This is a genomic window from Paenibacillus sonchi (assembly GCF_016772475.1).
GTDB classification, from domain to species: domain Bacteria; phylum Bacillota; class Bacilli; order Paenibacillales; family Paenibacillaceae; genus Paenibacillus_AQ; species Paenibacillus_AQ sonchi.
The window spans coordinates 4,420,722-4,438,324 of sequence record NZ_CP068595.1; the positions used below are offsets into that span (position 1 = coordinate 4,420,722).

The 17,603-nt window shown below is 38.3% G+C and carries 17 protein-coding genes; 16 read left to right on the forward strand and 1 reads right to left on the reverse strand.

Annotated features, from left to right (window positions below; genetic code table 11):
• Positions 1 to 49: 49 nt before the first annotated feature.
• The 13 genes from JI735_RS19420 to JI735_RS36045 all read left to right on the forward strand — a co-directional run bounded on the left by JI735_RS19420 (position 50) and on the right by JI735_RS36045 (position 14,488).
• Positions 50 to 1,060 carry a hypothetical protein gene (locus JI735_RS19420; RefSeq protein ID WP_202676334.1) on the forward strand — a complete coding sequence of 337 codons (1,011 nt, stop codon included), beginning with the start codon at positions 50 to 52 and terminating at the stop codon, positions 1,058 to 1,060.
• A gap of 8 nt (positions 1,061 to 1,068) precedes the next feature.
• On the forward strand, positions 1,069 to 1,785 hold the full coding sequence (locus tag JI735_RS19425; RefSeq protein ID WP_039833902.1) for a hypothetical protein: 717 nt from the start codon (positions 1,069 to 1,071) through the stop codon (positions 1,783 to 1,785).
• Positions 1,786 to 2,145: 360 nt separating this feature from the next.
• Positions 2,146 to 2,943 carry a hypothetical protein gene (locus JI735_RS19430; protein ID WP_039833901.1) on the forward strand — a complete coding sequence of 266 codons (798 nt, stop codon included), beginning with the start codon at positions 2,146 to 2,148 and terminating at the stop codon, positions 2,941 to 2,943.
• 423 nt (positions 2,944 to 3,366) lie between these two features.
• Positions 3,367 to 4,239 carry a hypothetical protein gene (locus JI735_RS19435; protein ID WP_039833899.1) on the forward strand — a complete coding sequence of 291 codons (873 nt, stop codon included), beginning with the start codon at positions 3,367 to 3,369 and terminating at the stop codon, positions 4,237 to 4,239.
• A gap of 197 nt (positions 4,240 to 4,436) precedes the next feature.
• Complete coding sequence (locus JI735_RS19440) at positions 4,437 to 5,291, forward strand: SMEK domain-containing protein (protein WP_202676335.1); 855 nt, start codon at positions 4,437 to 4,439, stop codon at positions 5,289 to 5,291.
• A 112-nt stretch (positions 5,292 to 5,403) separates the two neighbouring features.
• Positions 5,404 to 7,611, forward strand: a complete 2,208-nt coding sequence (locus tag JI735_RS19445) for an AAA family ATPase (RefSeq protein ID WP_039833906.1) — start codon at positions 5,404 to 5,406, stop codon at positions 7,609 to 7,611.
• A gap of 280 nt (positions 7,612 to 7,891) precedes the next feature.
• Entirely contained in the window at positions 7,892 to 8,353 is a 462-nt protein-coding gene (locus JI735_RS19450) for a hypothetical protein (protein ID WP_039833896.1), read from the forward strand.
• A gap of 62 nt (positions 8,354 to 8,415) precedes the next feature.
• Complete coding sequence (locus JI735_RS19455) at positions 8,416 to 9,174, forward strand: hypothetical protein (protein ID WP_202676336.1); 759 nt, start codon at positions 8,416 to 8,418, stop codon at positions 9,172 to 9,174.
• Positions 9,175 to 9,343: 169 nt separating this feature from the next.
• Positions 9,344 to 10,096 carry a hypothetical protein gene (locus JI735_RS19460; RefSeq protein ID WP_039833894.1) on the forward strand — a complete coding sequence of 251 codons (753 nt, stop codon included), beginning with the start codon at positions 9,344 to 9,346 and terminating at the stop codon, positions 10,094 to 10,096.
• Between the two features lie 411 nt (positions 10,097 to 10,507).
• Positions 10,508 to 10,747: a hypothetical protein gene (locus tag JI735_RS19465; RefSeq protein WP_202676337.1), complete on the forward strand. Its 240-nt coding sequence runs from the start codon at positions 10,508 to 10,510 to the stop codon at positions 10,745 to 10,747.
• Positions 10,748 to 10,970: 223 nt separating this feature from the next.
• Entirely contained in the window at positions 10,971 to 11,861 is an 891-nt protein-coding gene (locus JI735_RS19470; RefSeq protein WP_039833892.1) for a copper amine oxidase N-terminal domain-containing protein, read from the forward strand.
• Between the two features lie 174 nt (positions 11,862 to 12,035).
• The gene (locus tag JI735_RS19475; RefSeq protein ID WP_233476497.1) at positions 12,036 to 13,766 is read left to right on the forward strand and encodes a CARDB domain-containing protein; all 1,731 of its coding nucleotides are present in this window, start codon (positions 12,036 to 12,038) and stop codon (positions 13,764 to 13,766) included.
• Entirely contained in the window at positions 13,763 to 14,488 is a 726-nt protein-coding gene (locus JI735_RS36045) for a DUF8195 domain-containing protein (RefSeq protein WP_233475971.1), read from the forward strand. Before JI735_RS19475 ends, JI735_RS36045 begins: the two co-directional genes overlap by 4 nt.
• Positions 14,489 to 14,636: 148 nt before the next feature.
• Here JI735_RS36045 and JI735_RS37925 read toward each other — a convergent pair whose 3' ends face one another.
• A complete protein-coding gene (locus JI735_RS37925; protein ID WP_411829935.1) occupies positions 14,637 to 14,789 on the reverse strand; it encodes a putative holin-like toxin in 153 nt (50 codons plus the stop codon).
• 96 nt (positions 14,790 to 14,885) lie between these two features.
• Here JI735_RS37925 and JI735_RS19480 point away from each other — a divergent pair, with 96 nt between their 5' ends.
• The 3 genes from JI735_RS19480 (at position 14,886) to JI735_RS19490 (ending at position 17,600) form a co-directional block, all read left to right on the forward strand.
• Positions 14,886 to 15,329: a prepilin peptidase gene (locus tag JI735_RS19480; protein WP_051051606.1), complete on the forward strand. Its 444-nt coding sequence runs from the start codon at positions 14,886 to 14,888 to the stop codon at positions 15,327 to 15,329.
• Between the two features lie 661 nt (positions 15,330 to 15,990).
• On the forward strand, positions 15,991 to 16,350 hold the full coding sequence (locus JI735_RS19485) for a hypothetical protein (RefSeq protein WP_157771296.1): 360 nt from the start codon (positions 15,991 to 15,993) through the stop codon (positions 16,348 to 16,350).
• Positions 16,347 to 17,600 (forward strand): FtsZ/tubulin family protein, encoded by a 1,254-nt coding sequence (locus JI735_RS19490; protein ID WP_202676338.1) that lies wholly within the window; start codon positions 16,347 to 16,349, stop codon positions 17,598 to 17,600. Before JI735_RS19485 ends, JI735_RS19490 begins: the two co-directional genes overlap by 4 nt.
• The last annotated feature ends 3 nt before the right edge of the window (positions 17,601 to 17,603 follow it).

A 17,603-nucleotide genomic window follows, 5' to 3' on the forward strand; every position in this document is an offset into this window, starting at 1 on the left:
GAATAATTTTATTTGGTCTTTATGTATTTCAATTTTGCTTATACTCTTTATGTTATTGGTTTCATATTTTTACGGTAGTTCATTCGCCAATAAGATGAAAAGGAACATCGAAACAGATTTATCAAGCCAACAGAAATTTAATAAAGTTCGAGTAGGGGGATCAAAGGCTTTAGCACTTGCTTTTTTTGGTGTTTTTCCTTATGGAATTTTATTAATTGCTGTATCAGTTTTTTATCGAATACCAGCTTTCTTACTCTTTGAATCTATATTTATATATTCTGCTCTTATTTTCTCTATTGGGTATTTAGTACATAATAGGCCCTATAACATCATTCGGAGTTATCTTAAAGCAGAAGGAAGTAAATTTAGTTTACTTTCCTTGGAGTACTCTCCTACTGGAAGATTAAAGGATTGGGCTAGAGCTACAAGGAAACTGAATGAAAAGAAAAAATGGTTGGAGAAAATCTATCCATATATTGAGGAAAAGTTAGCTCCAATTGAATCTGATCCGTTAACTATCATCAGCCCAGCCGCCAACAATGCGAATTATGAAAAAAGGATCGCTATAAAACTGGCAAAGCAATTGAACAAACCAATTCGATTTATTGCCTGTGATCAACTTGAAGATATTGAAGAAGATAGATCTATTAACATAGATCATAAACTACTGGAATTTCATTTTTGGAAGGATACACCCTATAGTGATCTTTCCAATAGACTTCAATTACAGAACATCTCCCAAGTAGATTACGTCTTAGATTTTAAAGGTGTAATTTGGCATCAATGGAGTGAAGAAAAAGAGGTTGAGACAATTTTCAAGTATTTTGATCAGCTTCTGAAACCTGGTGGAATATATATTCTTGATGCTACAGATTCAAATTACTTTTCAAGGCGTTGGAATGCGATAGCATTACGCCTTTTTGGTAGAATTACGAATTACGCTGAGGAATCAACTTATTTGATGATAAAGAAGTTCCTAACTGATCCAAAGTTCTTGGAAAACCACAGGCATGAAGTTGTAGGGGGAATGCTGTTTATAACGAAAATATCCGTAGAGTGAGGTATTAGATGAAGGACCGACTTTTTCAATTCTATTCAAAAAATGCTTCTGTCAAGGCTCTAGTCCTTAGTAAGTTGTCATGGATCAACATGTCATTAAATATTGCGTTAGTCTCGGTAATTTTTTGTCTTGTCGTTTCAATCATTATTACAGTATGTAAAATATTCATAAAACAAATACCGGAAATATTGTATTATTATTCATACGTTGCATTCCTCGCTTCACTCTTTGCTTGTATTATTTTAGCAGTTTTGTTTGTCCAAAGAGCTAAGGAAGTGGTAAGTGACAAATTGAGACTGAGTAGAAAGAATAAACAGTTTAAGTTAGGTTGGCGGACACAGGAGTTTAACGATTACCAACAGAAGATTGTAACAGACTATCTTTCTGAGCATAATCTTTTAGAAAAGTGGAAGCTTGAAAGATTAATTTTTTCTTTCGAGAAAGAAACTACACAAAAAATACCACCATTCATTGCACCAACAGTGTTTATCACCTTAATAGTCCCCAATATTAGTCAACTCGTGGCTCCATTGTACTCAAAAAGCATAGCAGATAACATACTTGTCTTCATTCTTGTTTTCTCTGTGACCTTAGCCATTATATGGCTTATTAATAGATTAGGAAGAATGGTGTGGGATGTTAAAGACATGTTTTCTAAAAACACTATGAGGTCTGATTTGATATACATATTGGAGAATGTGCTACTTGGATTGAAGGAGACGTAGACTGAACATTTTTTGATTGGACTCGTACACCATTCCCGCATCTCTTCTTCATCGGCGAAAGCTTCAGGCTCAAACAGGTGAGGGATTTCCAGTAAAAGTTGGGCTGTTAGGCAACTTTACAATTTTGTAGCAAAACTCATATCCGGTTGCAAATAAGCAACTTGGAGTAGTTGGAATTATTGGCTATCTATGTGACCCCTGAACTCAGTATTGCAAGTAAATAATATCATTAGGATCCGAAGAAGTGGATGCACAATTTTTACCCGCAACGCTGACTATGCCCGTTGGAGAGAAGATACTTACTATTTATTACACTTTGTTGAGATTTAAATAAATGAGTAGCGAGAACGGGGGATACTTTTGGGAGAATATTCGACACTTTCGCAGCTGGAAGAGAACCAATCACACTATGAAGAATGGATTCGGGAATTAGGTGTAGTCTCACCAGCTTCAGATCATTTAATGAAACTAAAGAAAATTCCTTTGTTTCATGTTTTGAAAACTTTGCCAGATGAACAGACTTTGATTAATTTTAAAAATGTATTAGAAATGAAAAAACTTATTTCGAAAAAAAAGCTTCTATCTATGGGGATTTTTGCGGAATCTCTTGGCGGAACGCTTTCATTTGATGAGTCATTTTCACGAAATGAATTTGTTTATTTTTCTTCTCATTTTCTTCAAAAATCATTTTCAGAAATGATTGTATTTACTGGTTCTTGTCAAAGTATTGTTGGAAATGTTATTTATCCAGATGCGTTCTTTTGTAATGATATTGCGATGTATACTAATCTAATGAGTTCTAAGACAGATTTAGACTCTTACAAAAAATCTATGTTAAAAGTTGAAAATGGAGTTGATATAGTTGCACGTATAATTGAAGTAACGTATCCCAATTTAGCAGAATTTAATGTTTTCGATCCACTCCCATACATACCTGCTTCACTTCCGTTTTATGGTATGGATGGATGGTTTAATCCGGAAGTGGCAGTAAAAAATGAGGTTCTGCTTAACGATGAGATTCGTATTCTTATTACAGGCAAGTCAGACTTTACTAATCAAGCTGGTATTATAGCAAGACGCTATGGGATAAATCCCCTAATATTTAATAAGAGAGAAGATATGGTGAATTGGTATAGGAACATTCTAGTTGAAGATTAAAATATAAAATAATGCTGCATAGAGTGGCAAGACAAGTCTACGCTTTCGCAAATTTAAGGAGATTGCCTTGACGACAAGGTATAGTATAACAAAAGGCCAAAATGCGATATTTAATATAAATAAAAGTGTGACGGCTTATCAAGCTAAGTATGATCATTTATTAATGAAGCTTTATATGAAGATTTCTAGGCCAAAGAGTTGCGAAGGCTAGTTTACGATAAGTGAGTTTTAAACCGGGTTAAAACCGAGGACATTTTATTCTTTCATTATGGAAAAGATATGTGTCTTTTGGCTAAGTGTTTTTCCAAGCTACTCACCGAAGAGAGCTTCCTCGATCAAGCAGGCGATGGAATATATTTTGCAGTAAAAATTTAGGCGGGCAAGAAAATTATACACTTTAACAGTATTTGAGGAGGAATTTTGTTGAGGTTTATAAGAAGTTATAACCGAATTATGGATCGGAAAAACAGTATTAATAATAAGAATTCCGCGAAAATAAAACGGATAAGCAAAAATAGATTTAGAAGAACTTCTACCAACTTGCCTACAATTGATGAAGGTGAATATTTAGCTGGAAAAATTCTTGAGAAACCCTTGGAATCATATGTAGAAGGATTAAAGCTGGCTTTTGATCTTTTAATTGAAACTTTGACGATTGCTCCAGCTCAAGATTATAGGGAATTGAGAAGTTCATTTTTAGTTTCAAACAGCCTTCTTATAAAATGCATTAATGATCTCCGTGCTCTATGGCAACTCGGGTCAAAGGGCTATCCAATACAAGCTGCTACAATTGCCTCTTCTTTATACGAAACCTCTTTCACAATCGGAGCAATAGGAGATGATGATGAAGCAGCAGATAATTGGATTAATCATTCTGATTTTACATCTATGCCGATGAGTGTATTTAAGATGACTAAAGATACTATAAAAAAACAAACACAAAATATAGATATACCATTTAAAAGTCTGGCTGAAGCTGAATATAAAAAGTATCAGACATTATGTATGGCGAAACATGGGAATCCATTAATCCAAATGCGTCATGGAATTACACTTCAAAATGGAGCCTTTATTGGAGAGCCTGGACCGGAGAATACCGAAGATTCTCTTAAATTAATTTGCTACTCTATGGAAAGCTCAATATCGTTTGTAATGGCAGGTGTTGCAACTTATATTAATGAACATTTAGTAGATTTGAATACTACTAAGTTAGTTGAAAAATATAATAATGTTCTTGAGTTTTACAAGCTCTTAGTTCAGCAGTCAATTAATAAATGGGGATCAGATAATAGTTAATGGACTGTCAAATTCATCGGATTTGACTGATTGATCTGCAGCAAGAACGCTTTGATGGTTTCGAGATAAGCTGGATTCTTTCCACCGTTGAATACTACTGGCGTAAGCAGGTTGGGGCGAAAAGGAAAGCTTAGCATTTCTCGCAGCAAAACTCAATTTCATGGTTGTAAAATGTGGTAAAGTCAGGAGGAGACAATATGCAAGATCAGTTTGTAATGAATCAAGTTACAGCCCTATTTTCATTTTTAAAACATCATGTAGATCTGAGTACCAAAACGACACTTAATGATATTGGTTTTTCTTTAGAAACCTTTTTCATGGATTTATTTAATAAATTTGATGGAGAAAATAATTGGGTGAATGCTAACGTAGAGAACTTAAATCAACCAGCCATTGACCTAATTAATAGAAAAAGTAAACATGCTCTACAAGTCACAGTAAGAGCAGACAGTACTAAAATTAAGAAGACTATTGAAATGTATGAAAAACACAAGGTTGATGTAGACAAAATTACGATTATAGGTTTTCTTCATCACACAAATTACAAGAAGAATAATTCTGAAACCGTGGGTATTGATTATATAACAAGGCGAATTAAAGGGTGCAGTTTAGTACAGAAGACTGAGATTTTGGATCTGATAAAAAATAGCATTCCTGTACATGTATTATCTCCTCTGAGCGATAGTGATTGTTTTGATGTTATTCAAAGAATGCTAGATAGAAGTGCTCTACGAGATGATAGATATTGTGAAGGAAGCTATGAGGACATGATCCGTGGGCTGAAAGAAGCAAAAGATTTAATAACTTCTGGTGTCACAAGTAAAGTAGGTATTAGCACCAAGCCCATCTCAGGATATACAGAGCCACTTCAAAGTGAACTTTCAGATATCGAATATAAAATATCTGACATTATTCGAATATGTAATAGATCCAAAAGAGATAATTTTGTTATTTTATCAATGAACGAAAAAATAGAGATTGACAGATTGAAAGATGAAATTATAAATCAGATGAATTTGATTAGTTCAAGTTTGGGGAAGAAAAAATATTGAGAAGATAATGAGGATGTCAATTTAGCTAAGACAGTACATCATTGCGCACGGAATTCAGGAGGCAAACATTTGCTAAGTTATTTTAACATACATGGAAAGTGAGGGAACCATTATGATTAATAAAATTATTGTAAGAAATAAGGCTAGTTATGATGCGGCTGGTATAACTTTAGATAATCTTGAAAAAGTGAATTTTATTTATGGGGCAAATGGTAGTGGGAAAACAACTATTTCTGACTTTTTAAAAAACACTTCAATTTATCCTCACTGTCAAGTGTCATGGACGAATAACTTAGAATTAAGAAGGATAGTTTACAATAAAGAGTTCATTGAAGAAAACTTTCATCAGAATAGTGATATTAAAGGCATCTTTACTCTAGGTAAGGAGTCTCAAGAAATTCAGCGAAAAATTGAACAAATTAGAACAAATATAAACAAAGTTTCTGATGATATCTCCGCATTGGAGAACAATATTCAAGATAAAAGGGAGGCACAAAATCAAAACGATAAAGAATTTGAAGAAATATGTTGGAAGTTAAAACAAAAGTACGATGATATATTTCAAGAAGCATTTACAGGTTTCAGAGGAAGAAAAGCTAAATTTAAAGAAAAATGTAAATTAGAGTCTCAGAGTACCCATGAATTAGAAGCGTTAAATCAGCTTAAAGAGAAATGTAGTGATATTTTTAAAGGACAAAAAGAAAAAATTGAGTTAGTACGTAATTTAGAATATGAGCAATGTAATGTAGCTTCAACTGACAGTATTTTTAATACAAAAATAATTGGACAGGAAGATTTGGACATTTCACAATTAATTGCAAAATTAAATATTAGTGATTGGGTAAGACAAGGTCAAAGTCATCTGCACCAAGCAGACGGAGTATGTCCATTCTGTCAAAGAAAATTGGAACAGGAATTTATCGTTAAGCTAGATCAGCTTTTCGATGAGAATTTTAATAAAAAGATTCAGCATCTTGAATTAGCAATTACACTTTATTCGAAATCTGTTGGAGATATTTTTGAACGAATTGATGGTATTTTAAAGTTGGATAACGTTTTTTTGGACAAGCAGGGTTTAGGTAGTAAGAAATCTGCTGCTGATGCAAAACATCAAGCTAACTTACTGTTGTTGTCTCTAAAGAAGAGTGAACCAAGTAGGTCTGTAGAACTTGAATTGCTTGATGAAGAATTCTTTTCAATTAATAGTCTAATTAAAGCAGCAAATGAGCAGATAACTAATCATAACAAATTGATAGATAATTATCATCTTGAACGAAATAATTTGATTTCACGTATTTGGAAATTTATCGCATCCGAAAATGCAAATGCACATAAAACTTATGTTGAAAATGAGTTTCGCCTAAATAGGATGATAGATGGAATGTCGCATAGTCTTGCTAACAAGAAAAAAATGAAGCAAATGTTTGTGAAGCAAATTGTCGAACTCGAAAATCAAATAACTAGTGTAGTGCCATCTATAAATGAAATGAATAAAATATTGAATTCTTTTAATTTTACAAATTTTAAATTTTCGGAACCAACAGAAAAAGGAAGTTATCGTATAGTAAGAGAAGATGGTGAGAATGCAAAGGATACTTTGAGTGAAGGTGAAAAAACATTTGTTACCTTCCTTTACTTTATTCAATTAATAAATGGAAGTAATGATAGAAGTAGAATTACAGATAATAAAATTGTTGTGATTGATGATCCAATTTCTAGCTTGGATAGTAATATTGTATTTATTGTAAGCAACTTAATAAGAGATATCATTGAAAAAATTAGAAATAATAATCATAGTACAATAAAACAATTATTCGTCTTGACACATAATATCTATTTTCATAAAGAGGTCACTTTCAATAAGGGAAAGGGGACAAATAAGTTAGCAGACGAAACTTTCTGGATTTTGCGCAAAGTTAATAACGTATCTTGTATAAAAAGCTATGATACAAATCCTATTAAGTCATCATATGAGCTAATGTGGCAAGAAATTAAATATACGAATGAAAGATCTTCAAGTACAATCCAAAACTTGATAAGAAGAATTATCGAAAATTATTTTAAAATTTATGGAAATTATAAAGAAGAAGATATTATTGAGAAATTTGAGAACGAAGAAAAGGTTATATGTCGTTCACTTATCTCATGGGCAAACGATGGTTCTCATTACATTATGGATGATTTATATACCGAAGTAACTAGTGATACAGTTGAAAAATATTTATTTGTTTTCAAAAAGATGTTTGAGGTTACTGGACATAGTGCACATTATAATATGATGATGGGAATAACTGATGATAGCTTAGCATTGTCAAGCTAAAATTAAGATTGTTAAAAAGATCTTATTATTGAGTACATACTCTTTTAAAACAAATCTATTTTGCTAAAACTGGGTTTTCAACCCCAAGTGCCTCACCTCATTTATGAGGTTGGTTTGAGTATAATTCCATTAATGGATTATTTACGTTGGTAATAAATTATTGCGTTTTATAGACAAACAGAGAAAATTGATCTTTTGTTCGAATTAAGCAAATGATGGATAAATAATAGAGGTTATTTTACGTATGATAAGGAACGATAATAATCGAGGAGGAAACTTGATGAGCCAGGTGAACTTATCTTTTTCAATCCAAGGAGATAGTGAAGGATTTGTAACGCTTGAATGTCCGTTTTGCAATTCAGAATTCAAGGTCAACGCGGGCGAATTTCAAAATGATAATAAACCAGTCTTTGACTTATTTTGTCCATATTGTGGCTTAACTAGTGAGAAAAATAATTTTTATACAAGAGAGACAATTGAGAAGATACAAGCTTTGGTTACAAATTATGCGATTGAACAACTGAACGAGGCTTTTGGTAAAATGGCTTGTAGGATAAATAGCAGGAACAGTGTTATAAAAATGGATTTTAAGCCGCTTAAGGCGGCCAATATCAAAGAACTGAAGGATCGCGATACTACAGAAGAAATTTTTTCTTGCGGTTGTTGCGAGAATCATGTGAAAGTTCATTATTGTGCAGGTGTTTCCAAAGTATACTGTCCGTATTGTGGGGTTGATATATAATGAATTTGACCGAGTTGAGGCTTTTGAGTTTAGAGTTTAGAAGGGTATCAAGCAACATGCTAATGAGTGATGCTGATACCTCAACTGTTCAATTAATAAGGTTTAAGGTATATATTGACTCAACTCCGGTCATAAGTGACATTATTCAGGAGCGTATTAGCGGGGTGGAGTATGATTTTAGGCAATGTTTTTTGTTTGAAGGTTCCAATTGGAACTATATAGAACCTCCTGTTGATGAGGCTAGTCATTTGAAGGCACAATACGATTACATGTCGTATCTTTGCTTAGAAAATAAGGATGTCAAAGGTATTGCATACAGCTTTATACACAGAAAAGGGAGTTGGAATGATATAGTCAGGGATTTTTTGGACAGTGCGTTCAAGCCCTTAGTTGATTATATTGTTGATTCAATGGCTAAAAAAATTATGATTCTAGAGGGAGAAAAGGTTATGGGGAATATATATCAAAATATAGGCAACAATTACGGAAACATTAATGCTGCCGGGAGAGATGTGAATTATACTGGCAATATAATAAATAATGATATAGATGAAATTATGTCGTTGATTGAAAAATTGTTACCAACTATTCAGTCAAGTGAGCTGCTGACAGAAGACGAGAAAGAAAGTTTGACTGATGATTTGGAGACTATTAAAGAGCAGGTAGAATCAACAACTCCTAAGTTTCCTAGAATAAGAAAGGCATTAGAAAACATAAAAAGTTTTGTAGCAATTGCTTCTAAGGGGGCTGCTTCAGCAACTACATTACTTACTGATTGGAAAAATTTTGTTGAAAAAGTTGGGGAATTTGTTGTAAAGTGAGATTTCTTTCTCCTATAACAAGGCTTTGGTTTCCGACTTCTTGTTTTGATTGTTAGAGCAAAAAAGCGTGATTGTGAGATCGAACCTTTACTTAGATTAATGGTTTCGAACACTTATCTTACCTATGTTTAGTGAAATGATAAAATTAACTTATAGAAGAAGGTTCTGTATGATAATGTATGTTTCTTGTGTCACCTGCGAAGAGGAGTATAGTTTTGATTTAACAGATGATCTATACTATGAATTTACTTGTAGTAAAGGACATGAAAATGTTTTTTTTATTAAACGTCATAAATTTGAGCTGCTGTTCAAAATGGGTCTATTTGCTCTCTGCGATGGTTATTATAGGGAAGCTGCTTCTAATTTTGCAGCAGCAATCGAGCGTTTTCATGAGTTCTGTATTAACGTTTTTTCTTGTTACAACGGGCAAGATTCATTACAGATAGCGGATAAGATATTTAGAGTTAATGACTCTAAATTTGAATCCGAACTTGATGAATCATGGAGAGAACTAGCTAGGCAATCCGAAAGACAGTATGGAGCTTATATTATGCTCTATTTAATTACTTTTAAACGACATCCTCAGTTAATGAAAAGAAAATCTATTGAGTTTCGCAATAATATTGTACATAAAGGAGCTTTTCCTGACAAAGGTAGAACAACTGAATATGCAAAAGGAACATATGATTATATTCACTCTAAATTCCTTGAGTTAAAAAAGGAAATTCCGGAGATAACTGAGCATGTTTATTCAAGAGAAATCCGAAAATTTAGAGATGACAAATTAGAAATATACAATGGAAAGACTTTGGTAACATACTTGCCGAATACTCCTTTTGGAGTCGAGCGATCTCTTGAGGCCCTTATAAACATTGACTTTGAAGAGGCTAAGATGCAAGCTATGAGTGAACGACATCTATGAGCATATACGGAGAGAATGGACAGAGATGACTTGTCGAACACCTGGGAGAATCTATAAGACATTGATCCAGTTTTCTTTTATGTGATGGTTACTGAACACAGAAAAGAGAGTCGATCTGATTATAGATTTTAATGAACGGAAAACCAAATTCTCTCAATATGATGAACGAATGCTCTCGATCTTTACTGGATTTGGGGATAAAATGAAAATTTAACTATTGGCGAAGCTGTATCCTCAGATAAGGAAGATAGCTCCAAGTCAAATCACCCTTTAGTGGGGCTATTTTTTGTTGAGTTATCTTGTTATTGAAAAGCTCGAAACTTGTTGCAACTTGATTCTAGAACGCGCTTTATACTAAAGACATCCCCTAAAGAAAAGGGAACAGGACAAAACAGCTTCTGATCTATTTTTATGGCTGAAAACCTTGGGGCTGGGGGAAAGGAAAGAGGCATTGAGACGGATTCTGAGGAACGGCGGCTGGATCAGCATCGAAGGAAAACGCAAAGGGTAGATTCTCTTCCCCATGTTACCCCAGCCTATGAAACCGGAGACGATCTGGCACCAGTTATATTCCAAAGAAAGCATGAATACGCCGAACAAAAGCTCTTGCAATTCATTTTTAAGAGGAATATACTGGAATCAATCAAGTAGCGAAGCTCTGAATTTCGATATGGAATCTATTTCCATATGATAAATAACCCCTGACAAGGGGCTATTTTTATGTTGAAATCTATACGTTCAAGACAGCACGCGCATACTTCAAGTACTTGAATGAATATACCGACAGCACAGAAATTAATAAATATCCAACATGAGTCAAGAACGCGCAGCTATAGTGGATGCAAATAGCCAGAGCAAAGGAGTGAGCAAAAGAATGAAGAAAAAAACAGGTTTGTTTTTGATGAGTGCGGCAATGTTGCTTGGTACTGTAGCCGGAACAGCAGCAGCTGCTAAGGTAGATGTATCGGTACAAGTCAATAGCAAGGCGGTGAAGTTTCCGGATGCCAAGCCTTACTATGAGGACAATCGCGTGCTGATCCCAATCCGTTTTGTCTCTGAAGCGCTGGGGGCCAAGGTAGGATACAGCACAGATCGAGTTGTAACGATCAAGCAAGGTGCTAAAACCGTAGTCATGAAGATTAATAGCAAGACGGTCACAGTAGATTCGGTAGTCAAGGAATTGGACGTACCGGCACGGCTGGAACAAAATCGAACATATGTCCCGCTGCGGTTTGTTTCTGAAGCTTTGGGTACAACGGTCGGATGGAACCAGAAGCAGCATCTGGTGACGATTACGACTGGATCAGCGGCAACTCCTACACCAACAGCTTCTACAACTCCTACTGCAACGCCGACTGCAAGCAGCAACAATATGTACAAAGTCGGGTTTGAGTGGCCGAGGGAGAAGGAGCTGGGGAAAGAACTTTTCATCAATAATATGAAGGTTGAAGGCGGGAAGCTGACGTTTACGCTGCCGAAGGATGCGAGTGGAAGTAAAGATGCTGATGATGGGTCTTTTGTGAAGCTTATTCCAGGAAGAACTTATTCCTATCCTATTGGCAAGGATGCCGGTTCATTGTCCATCTCTAAACCTGAATCAAAAGGTGATCAGTGGGAAGGTTACACGATTATGTTAGATACTAATATTAATGAAGACTTGTCCGATCTTTTTGGTAGTATCACTAATGATGTTATCGTTGTTGGAGCTAATCATTCCGGGTCACCGCTTACCTCGGTCATCCAAAAAGCAAAAGATTTAAATTAAACAGTATTAAGATTGGCTGTCGCATCCCGTATGGGGTGTGTGGATTGAAATGACGATGGGTATGGACGGACAGCGATCCAAAGCCGCATCCCTCACAGGGTGCGGGAATTAAATAAATATGGTACCACAATTTTAGAGCCTCCCTTTATGTTGGGGAGGTTCTTTTTTTTGTCTATGGATGTACGACAATTTTTCGAAGGGAAAGGAGCAAGATTGTACATGAGGAGGATTAAGGTAGGGAGGTTTTTGTTGACTGTCGCAGCCAGTTTGACGCTTTTAACTCAGACTGTATCGGCTGCCGCCACACCAATGCTAAACAAGTATGTGAACTGGAATTATGGAACGGAGGATGAAAAGGGCTTTAACGGCTACATCCCGGCGTTGGACAAGCAGGTGATAAATAATCCATGGCAACTTGATCAATGGGCCGGACTATTTGCTTTCCCCGACGGACAGACTCGTATTGTTCAGAACTACGATGTTTTCAATGTTAAAAAGACATCGGCTGATACGAACTTTTCAAAAGAGAATGGTTTTGGTTTGGTCTATAAAAGTCAGGATGCTCTTGAAGATTTATTTGACGCTGTATGGTCTGGTCAACCAATTGCAACCAACCAGCGTCAATATTTTAAAAAGAAGTTTTCATTAAACGCAGATGATCCTGTTTTTAAAACAGGGCACGAATACTATTATATGATCAAAGACCGATTTGATTTTTTACGCACCGCAGGCATCGTGCAGCGAATGGGCATCAAATTTAACCAATCCCAAAAAGTTGGGAGTAGCTACCGCGCTCTGTACACCGTCTCCGCTTGGCCGCAGATGAAAGTAACCAATGGCAGCACTCTTAGCATCAGCTACAATGGTTATGGTTATTCGGAACGAGATATTCGGTTGGTTGCGGTCAAGAAGGGGGCCTTTCCTGATCTTAGCCAAGCAGTGAGCCTGACAGGAGGCAAGTTCATCCATATCGAAACTGACAAGGAAACGGCGACCGGTACGGTCAAGATCAATGCTAAACAAATTGCCTCCGTTTTGGGCAAGGATGTAGACATTATCATGGACGATGGGTACGGGCGTACCGTGATCCAAAGTGTCACCCTTTCTGTGGACCAGCCAATGGATTATGTTCCTACTAAGCTGACCATGACAGATGAAGGGCAAATGTGGGTTGAATTTCGTTATGACGGGGAAGATATTATTTCTTCCGACCACGTTTATAAAAACGGCATTCCCAACACTTTGTCTGTCAAAATTGGTGGTGCAATCACCACGGAGTTTAATACCGGCTCACGATATACTCAGCTCCCGCAGACACTGACCAAAGGTGCAACGTTCAACGCGTATCTTGGAAAACTAGACGTTGGAAAGAACCCAGGTAAGTATTACATTAAGGCAACCGCCGTGATCAACAATCCCAGTCATCAGGAGCGGGCGTTGGAGTTTCCTACCACCGCATACAACAATAACTCAATTAAGGGCGAATGGATGATTGAAGTGAAAGGACCAGAGAATGATCTAATCGCTCAGTCCATCACGATTTCTCCTAATTCCCTAAAGACAGGACAAGCGGGTACGATTACCGCCAAGGTTAAAAATGTAGGGAAGCAATCGGTTCCGAATGTACGGATTCGGTTCTATGCGAATGAAAAACAAATTAATGAAACTAAAAGAACACTGCCTGCAAATACTTCTGTTACAGTAGGTAATTTTCTTTGGAAGGGAACAGAGGGGATTCATAGCATTAGAGTTGTGGTAGATCCCTTGAAAGAAAGTCCGGATAAAGATCGGGGAAATAATGTAGCTACAACTGGTTGTAGAGTGGATACCCCGAATAAAGGGGGGATTATAATGAATGTAACAACAGCAATGTCAACGGTGAGTGGAATGTCACGTATAATTTGATTACGGGGTATCCCGAGAAGACACGTGAGAGTTATTACACCGACTCGGATGGGGATAGACACTGGTACACCTATACGTACACTGATTACACCGATCCCATATGGGAGTCTCGAACTGTATCGTATAATGAGAACTTGAAGGTTAATTTGGAAGTCAACACTAAGCAAGGCATTCCAACGGACAAGAAAAATCCGAAGGAAACGGATCGGGAAAGCCGGGGGAGTTGGGCGATCATCCCCTGGGCAAAGAAGCAAGGATTGAACCCTAACGAAGTTACCCGTGCGGGTTATGGGTTTGAAGTGAAGGTAACGACCAAGTATACCAATGATTGGGAGACGAAAATGCCTTCGGGATTGGAAGGAACGCCTATCCCCTTCGGTGGAAAATACAGTGGGCCAACAAATGTGAAGGCTGTATTTTATGATACCAAAGGGAAATACGTAACAACACGCACACTGGTGAAGACCAGTGGGGATGATAAAACGGCAACCTGGGAACTACCGGTTGAATCCTATCGCTTCTCTACCGGGGAAGAAATTTACGAACGAAAGCACTACACGGAAGTCAGCACACCAGACGGTGAATATACAGTCAAGATCATGGCGAGCTACGCTGGTCGTAATCAGCTCTCCGCATGTGCAACAAAGAAGGTGACGATTTACGGCAGTATGTATGATGATTGGCAGATTCGGAGAGATACATCGGAGCTATGGAAAAAGTAAAAGAGTTAAAGCGGAGGGATTGAATGTATGTATTTTTAGTTTTATAATAACAATAAGAAAAGGACGGCTGCAACCGTCCCCTGCAACAGCCGCTTTTAAGGGCTGTTGGCTCGTTAACGGTGGAAGTTAGGCTCCCTGGTCGTCAACCTTAAGGGGGCCTACTTCTTTTTAAGTAGGTAAGCAAAGCGAGGATGAACATCCCGAACATTAACATTAAAGTTAATGCGTCTTTAACTTCCATGGCACCACCTCCTTTCGGAAAAGTGGAACCATGCCGCCCTTGCAAGCCAATCTGCTGCATGTACAATTATATCATGTTTGCTATGAGCAGTCTTTTCGGAGGCTGCTTTTTTGCGTAATTAAGTAGCAGAACATTTTTGGGATAAGGAGAGGACGTATGGAAGGATGGCTGATTGATTTGCCACTTGTACTAATACTTATTTACGCTACTTATACCGATTTAAAGAAGCGTGTCATTCCGAATCGGTTGGTGCTGGTTGGACTAGGTTATATGCTGCTGGCGAGACTCTTTATTGCCGATCAGGGTTATGGATACTATGTGTTGGGAACGGTAGCTGCTTCAAGCTTGATGTATCTTGCAGCGCTGTTCATTCCCGGTTCAATAGGTGGCGGAGATATTAAGCTGCTTACGGTTGTCGGAGCAGCAATGGGATGGTGGAAGTCACTGGTTTTTCTTTGGCTGTTGCTTGGATTAGCAGGAGTATTTGCTGTTATCGGGATGCTGATTTGGAGGAGCGGGAAGCTGAAGATACCGATTGCTCCATTTTTTCTTGCAGCGAACATTTTAATCTTTATGTATCCAATAAAGCTTTGGATTTAATGGAGAGACTGCCTGAGACAGGTGCGAACCTGAAGCTCACATAAAAACACTGGGGAATTCGTACCTCAGAATTTGTCGAAATACCAAGAGAAAGAATTAACTGGAAATAAGTCAAGGGATGAACTATACTTTTTTTATCAGGTTTGAATTTGAAATCGGTAGTATCCATCTTGTAACGAGAACAATAACATAATTTTCACCGTCGCACTCCGTATGGAGTGTGTGGATTGAAATACTGCAACAATGTTGTCCTCAATCTCCTTTTTCGTCACACTCCGTATGGAGTGTGTGGATTGAAATGCCGTGGTTGGGATGTTGATCTGGAGGAACCGGAAGTCGCACTCCGTATGGAGTGTGTGAATTGAAATGTTTTTGACAGAAGCATGAATAGAACAGCGGAACGTCGCACTCCGTATAAAGTGCGCAGAATTGAAATAGGACGTTATCCGTGGATGTCAGTTCAGCCGTTTTGAGTCACGCTGTGGAGTGTCTGGATTGAAATGAAACCGGTAAGATCGGCAGAAGTTTCATCCTGGTTGCACCTCGTACAGGGTGTGTAGATAAAATAAAAACAAAATACGATGGAATGATTAGGCTCTCGTCAAAAGGCGGGGGCCTTTTTTTTGTTTTGATAAGAATTGAAAGGAGGGGGTGAGAGTCCTTGATGAGCAGAGAAGCGATTTTGGATGCAATGCTATCGGCTACAGCCAAGAATGAAAACATGATGTGGATGCTTGCTGCAATCAGGATGGCTAGTCGTCCGGTGCAAAAAGAACAATTGCGTGATGTGACCAATGCTCTGTATAAGCAGATACATCCACAGGCAGAGGAAATGCCGATCCGTTCTCGGCATCTGCTGGATGAAGCCGCCGCCATGCTGGAAGGGGCAGCGCTGGTACATGTAGCAGAAGTCGCGAAATCCAAGCGCTATACGTTATCCCCTTTGGGCAAAGAGTTGCTAATTTACAGACAGCAGCGGTTGCAGGAGCAAAATAAACGGAAGGAAGCGGGAGGACAATGAACATCAGTTTGAAGTATGGATTCTTGGGGCTGGGGATGGGAGGAACCTCCATCGCTCATGCGTGTGCGGGGATGAGGTTATCGGCAAAAAATACACAGCGGCCCTATACAGCGATCCTGATTAACAGTAATGAAATGGATCTTCTCAAGCTGCCGGATTATCCGAATGTAAAGAAAATTACGCTGCCGGGATATGAACGCGGAGTAGGCCGGGATATTCAGCTCGGACAAGAAGCATTCACTGTCCACAAGACGGCCATTACCGAAACCATTCAAAGCTATTTCAGTGACCGGGATTACGTTTTTATCTGCTGTGGCTTGGGTGGCGGAACAGGAACTGGAGCTGTCATCGAGGCGATCCGTTTACTGCATACCGTAGGCTTTGCGGGGCGGTTTGGCCTGCTGCTCACTTTGCCGCGTAGAAACGAGGGAAGGAAGGTGCTAGACAATGCCCTGCAACGTCTGCAAGTGATTAAGAGAGCGATGCAGGGGCTGGGGGCTATTGTAGTTGTGGACAATGAAAAGCTGTTCCAGACCGGCTTACATCAGAATCAGAGTGTGGAAGACTTCATGAAGTCATGTAACCGCCATGTGGCCCGACTTCTCCATGACTTGAACACCGTCACCGCCAGCTACAAGCCTTACGGCAGCTACCACTTCGACGCTTCTGAATGGCTGAATATGCTAAAAACGGGCGGCTGCTTGCATATCGCAAAATGTGTATTGCCTGCACAGGCGGTAGACCTTGCTTCTCCGGTAACATATATGGAAGCGATGAAGCAAAGTGTGTTGAGTGGGGAGCTGTCAGCCGGGTATGACCTTGAGGATGCAACCAGCAGCGCAGTGAGCATTGTGGCCGACAGCTCGGCGGCGAAACGTCTGTTTACTCATGCGTTTGTTGAGCAGATTCAATCCTTCTTACACGAATGCACGCCAATTCTGGACGAAAATCCGGTGGCGACCTATGTTGGAGATCAGCCGGGGCTAGTCACGATTTATACCGTATTTGCTGGACTCAATTTTCCGAACGGCGTGACGAAGTTGACGGATGAACTTGCGGAGTTGGAGCGCAAAGTGGATGAACGAAGCCAGAAGACGGACGCTATTGCGGAAGTGCTGGCTGGATTTAAGTCACTGGTAAAGAAAGAAACCGTCGATCTGGAAGCCTTGCTATCAGAGGAAGAATCAGCTCCAGCCCCCCAAAAAACAGTGTCCGATGATCCGTTTGACTTTTTAAACCACTTGGAATGAGAC

What these genes read in the sequence shown, in the direction of transcription:
- JI735_RS19420 (WP_202676334.1), top strand. Translation starts at nt 50, where the DNA reads ATGTTATTGGTTTCATATTTTTACGGTAGTTCATTCGCCAATAAGATG.
- JI735_RS19425 (WP_039833902.1), top strand. Translation starts at nt 1,069, where the DNA reads ATGAAGGACCGACTTTTTCAATTCTATTCAAAAAATGCTTCTGTCAAG.
- JI735_RS19440 (WP_202676335.1), top strand. Translation starts at nt 4,437, where the DNA reads ATGCAAGATCAGTTTGTAATGAATCAAGTTACAGCCCTATTTTCATTT.
- JI735_RS19445 (WP_039833906.1), top strand. Translation starts at nt 5,404, where the DNA reads ATGATTAATAAAATTATTGTAAGAAATAAGGCTAGTTATGATGCGGCT.
- JI735_RS19450 (WP_039833896.1), top strand. Translation starts at nt 7,892, where the DNA reads ATGAGCCAGGTGAACTTATCTTTTTCAATCCAAGGAGATAGTGAAGGA.
- JI735_RS19455 (WP_202676336.1), top strand. Translation starts at nt 8,416, where the DNA reads ATGAGTGATGCTGATACCTCAACTGTTCAATTAATAAGGTTTAAGGTA.
- JI735_RS19460 (WP_039833894.1), top strand. Translation starts at nt 9,344, where the DNA reads ATGATAATGTATGTTTCTTGTGTCACCTGCGAAGAGGAGTATAGTTTT.
- JI735_RS19465 (WP_202676337.1), top strand. Translation starts at nt 10,508, where the DNA reads ATGGCTGAAAACCTTGGGGCTGGGGGAAAGGAAAGAGGCATTGAGACG.
- JI735_RS19470 (WP_039833892.1), top strand. Translation starts at nt 10,971, where the DNA reads ATGAAGAAAAAAACAGGTTTGTTTTTGATGAGTGCGGCAATGTTGCTT.
- JI735_RS19475 (WP_233476497.1), top strand. Translation starts at nt 12,036, where the DNA reads ATGGATGTACGACAATTTTTCGAAGGGAAAGGAGCAAGATTGTACATG.
- JI735_RS37925 (WP_411829935.1), bottom strand. Translation starts at nt 14,789, where the DNA reads ATGCAGCAGATTGGCTTGCAAGGGCGGCATGGTTCCACTTTTCCGAAA.
- JI735_RS19480 (WP_051051606.1), top strand. Translation starts at nt 14,886, where the DNA reads ATGGAAGGATGGCTGATTGATTTGCCACTTGTACTAATACTTATTTAC.
- JI735_RS19490 (WP_202676338.1), top strand. Translation starts at nt 16,347, where the DNA reads ATGAACATCAGTTTGAAGTATGGATTCTTGGGGCTGGGGATGGGAGGA.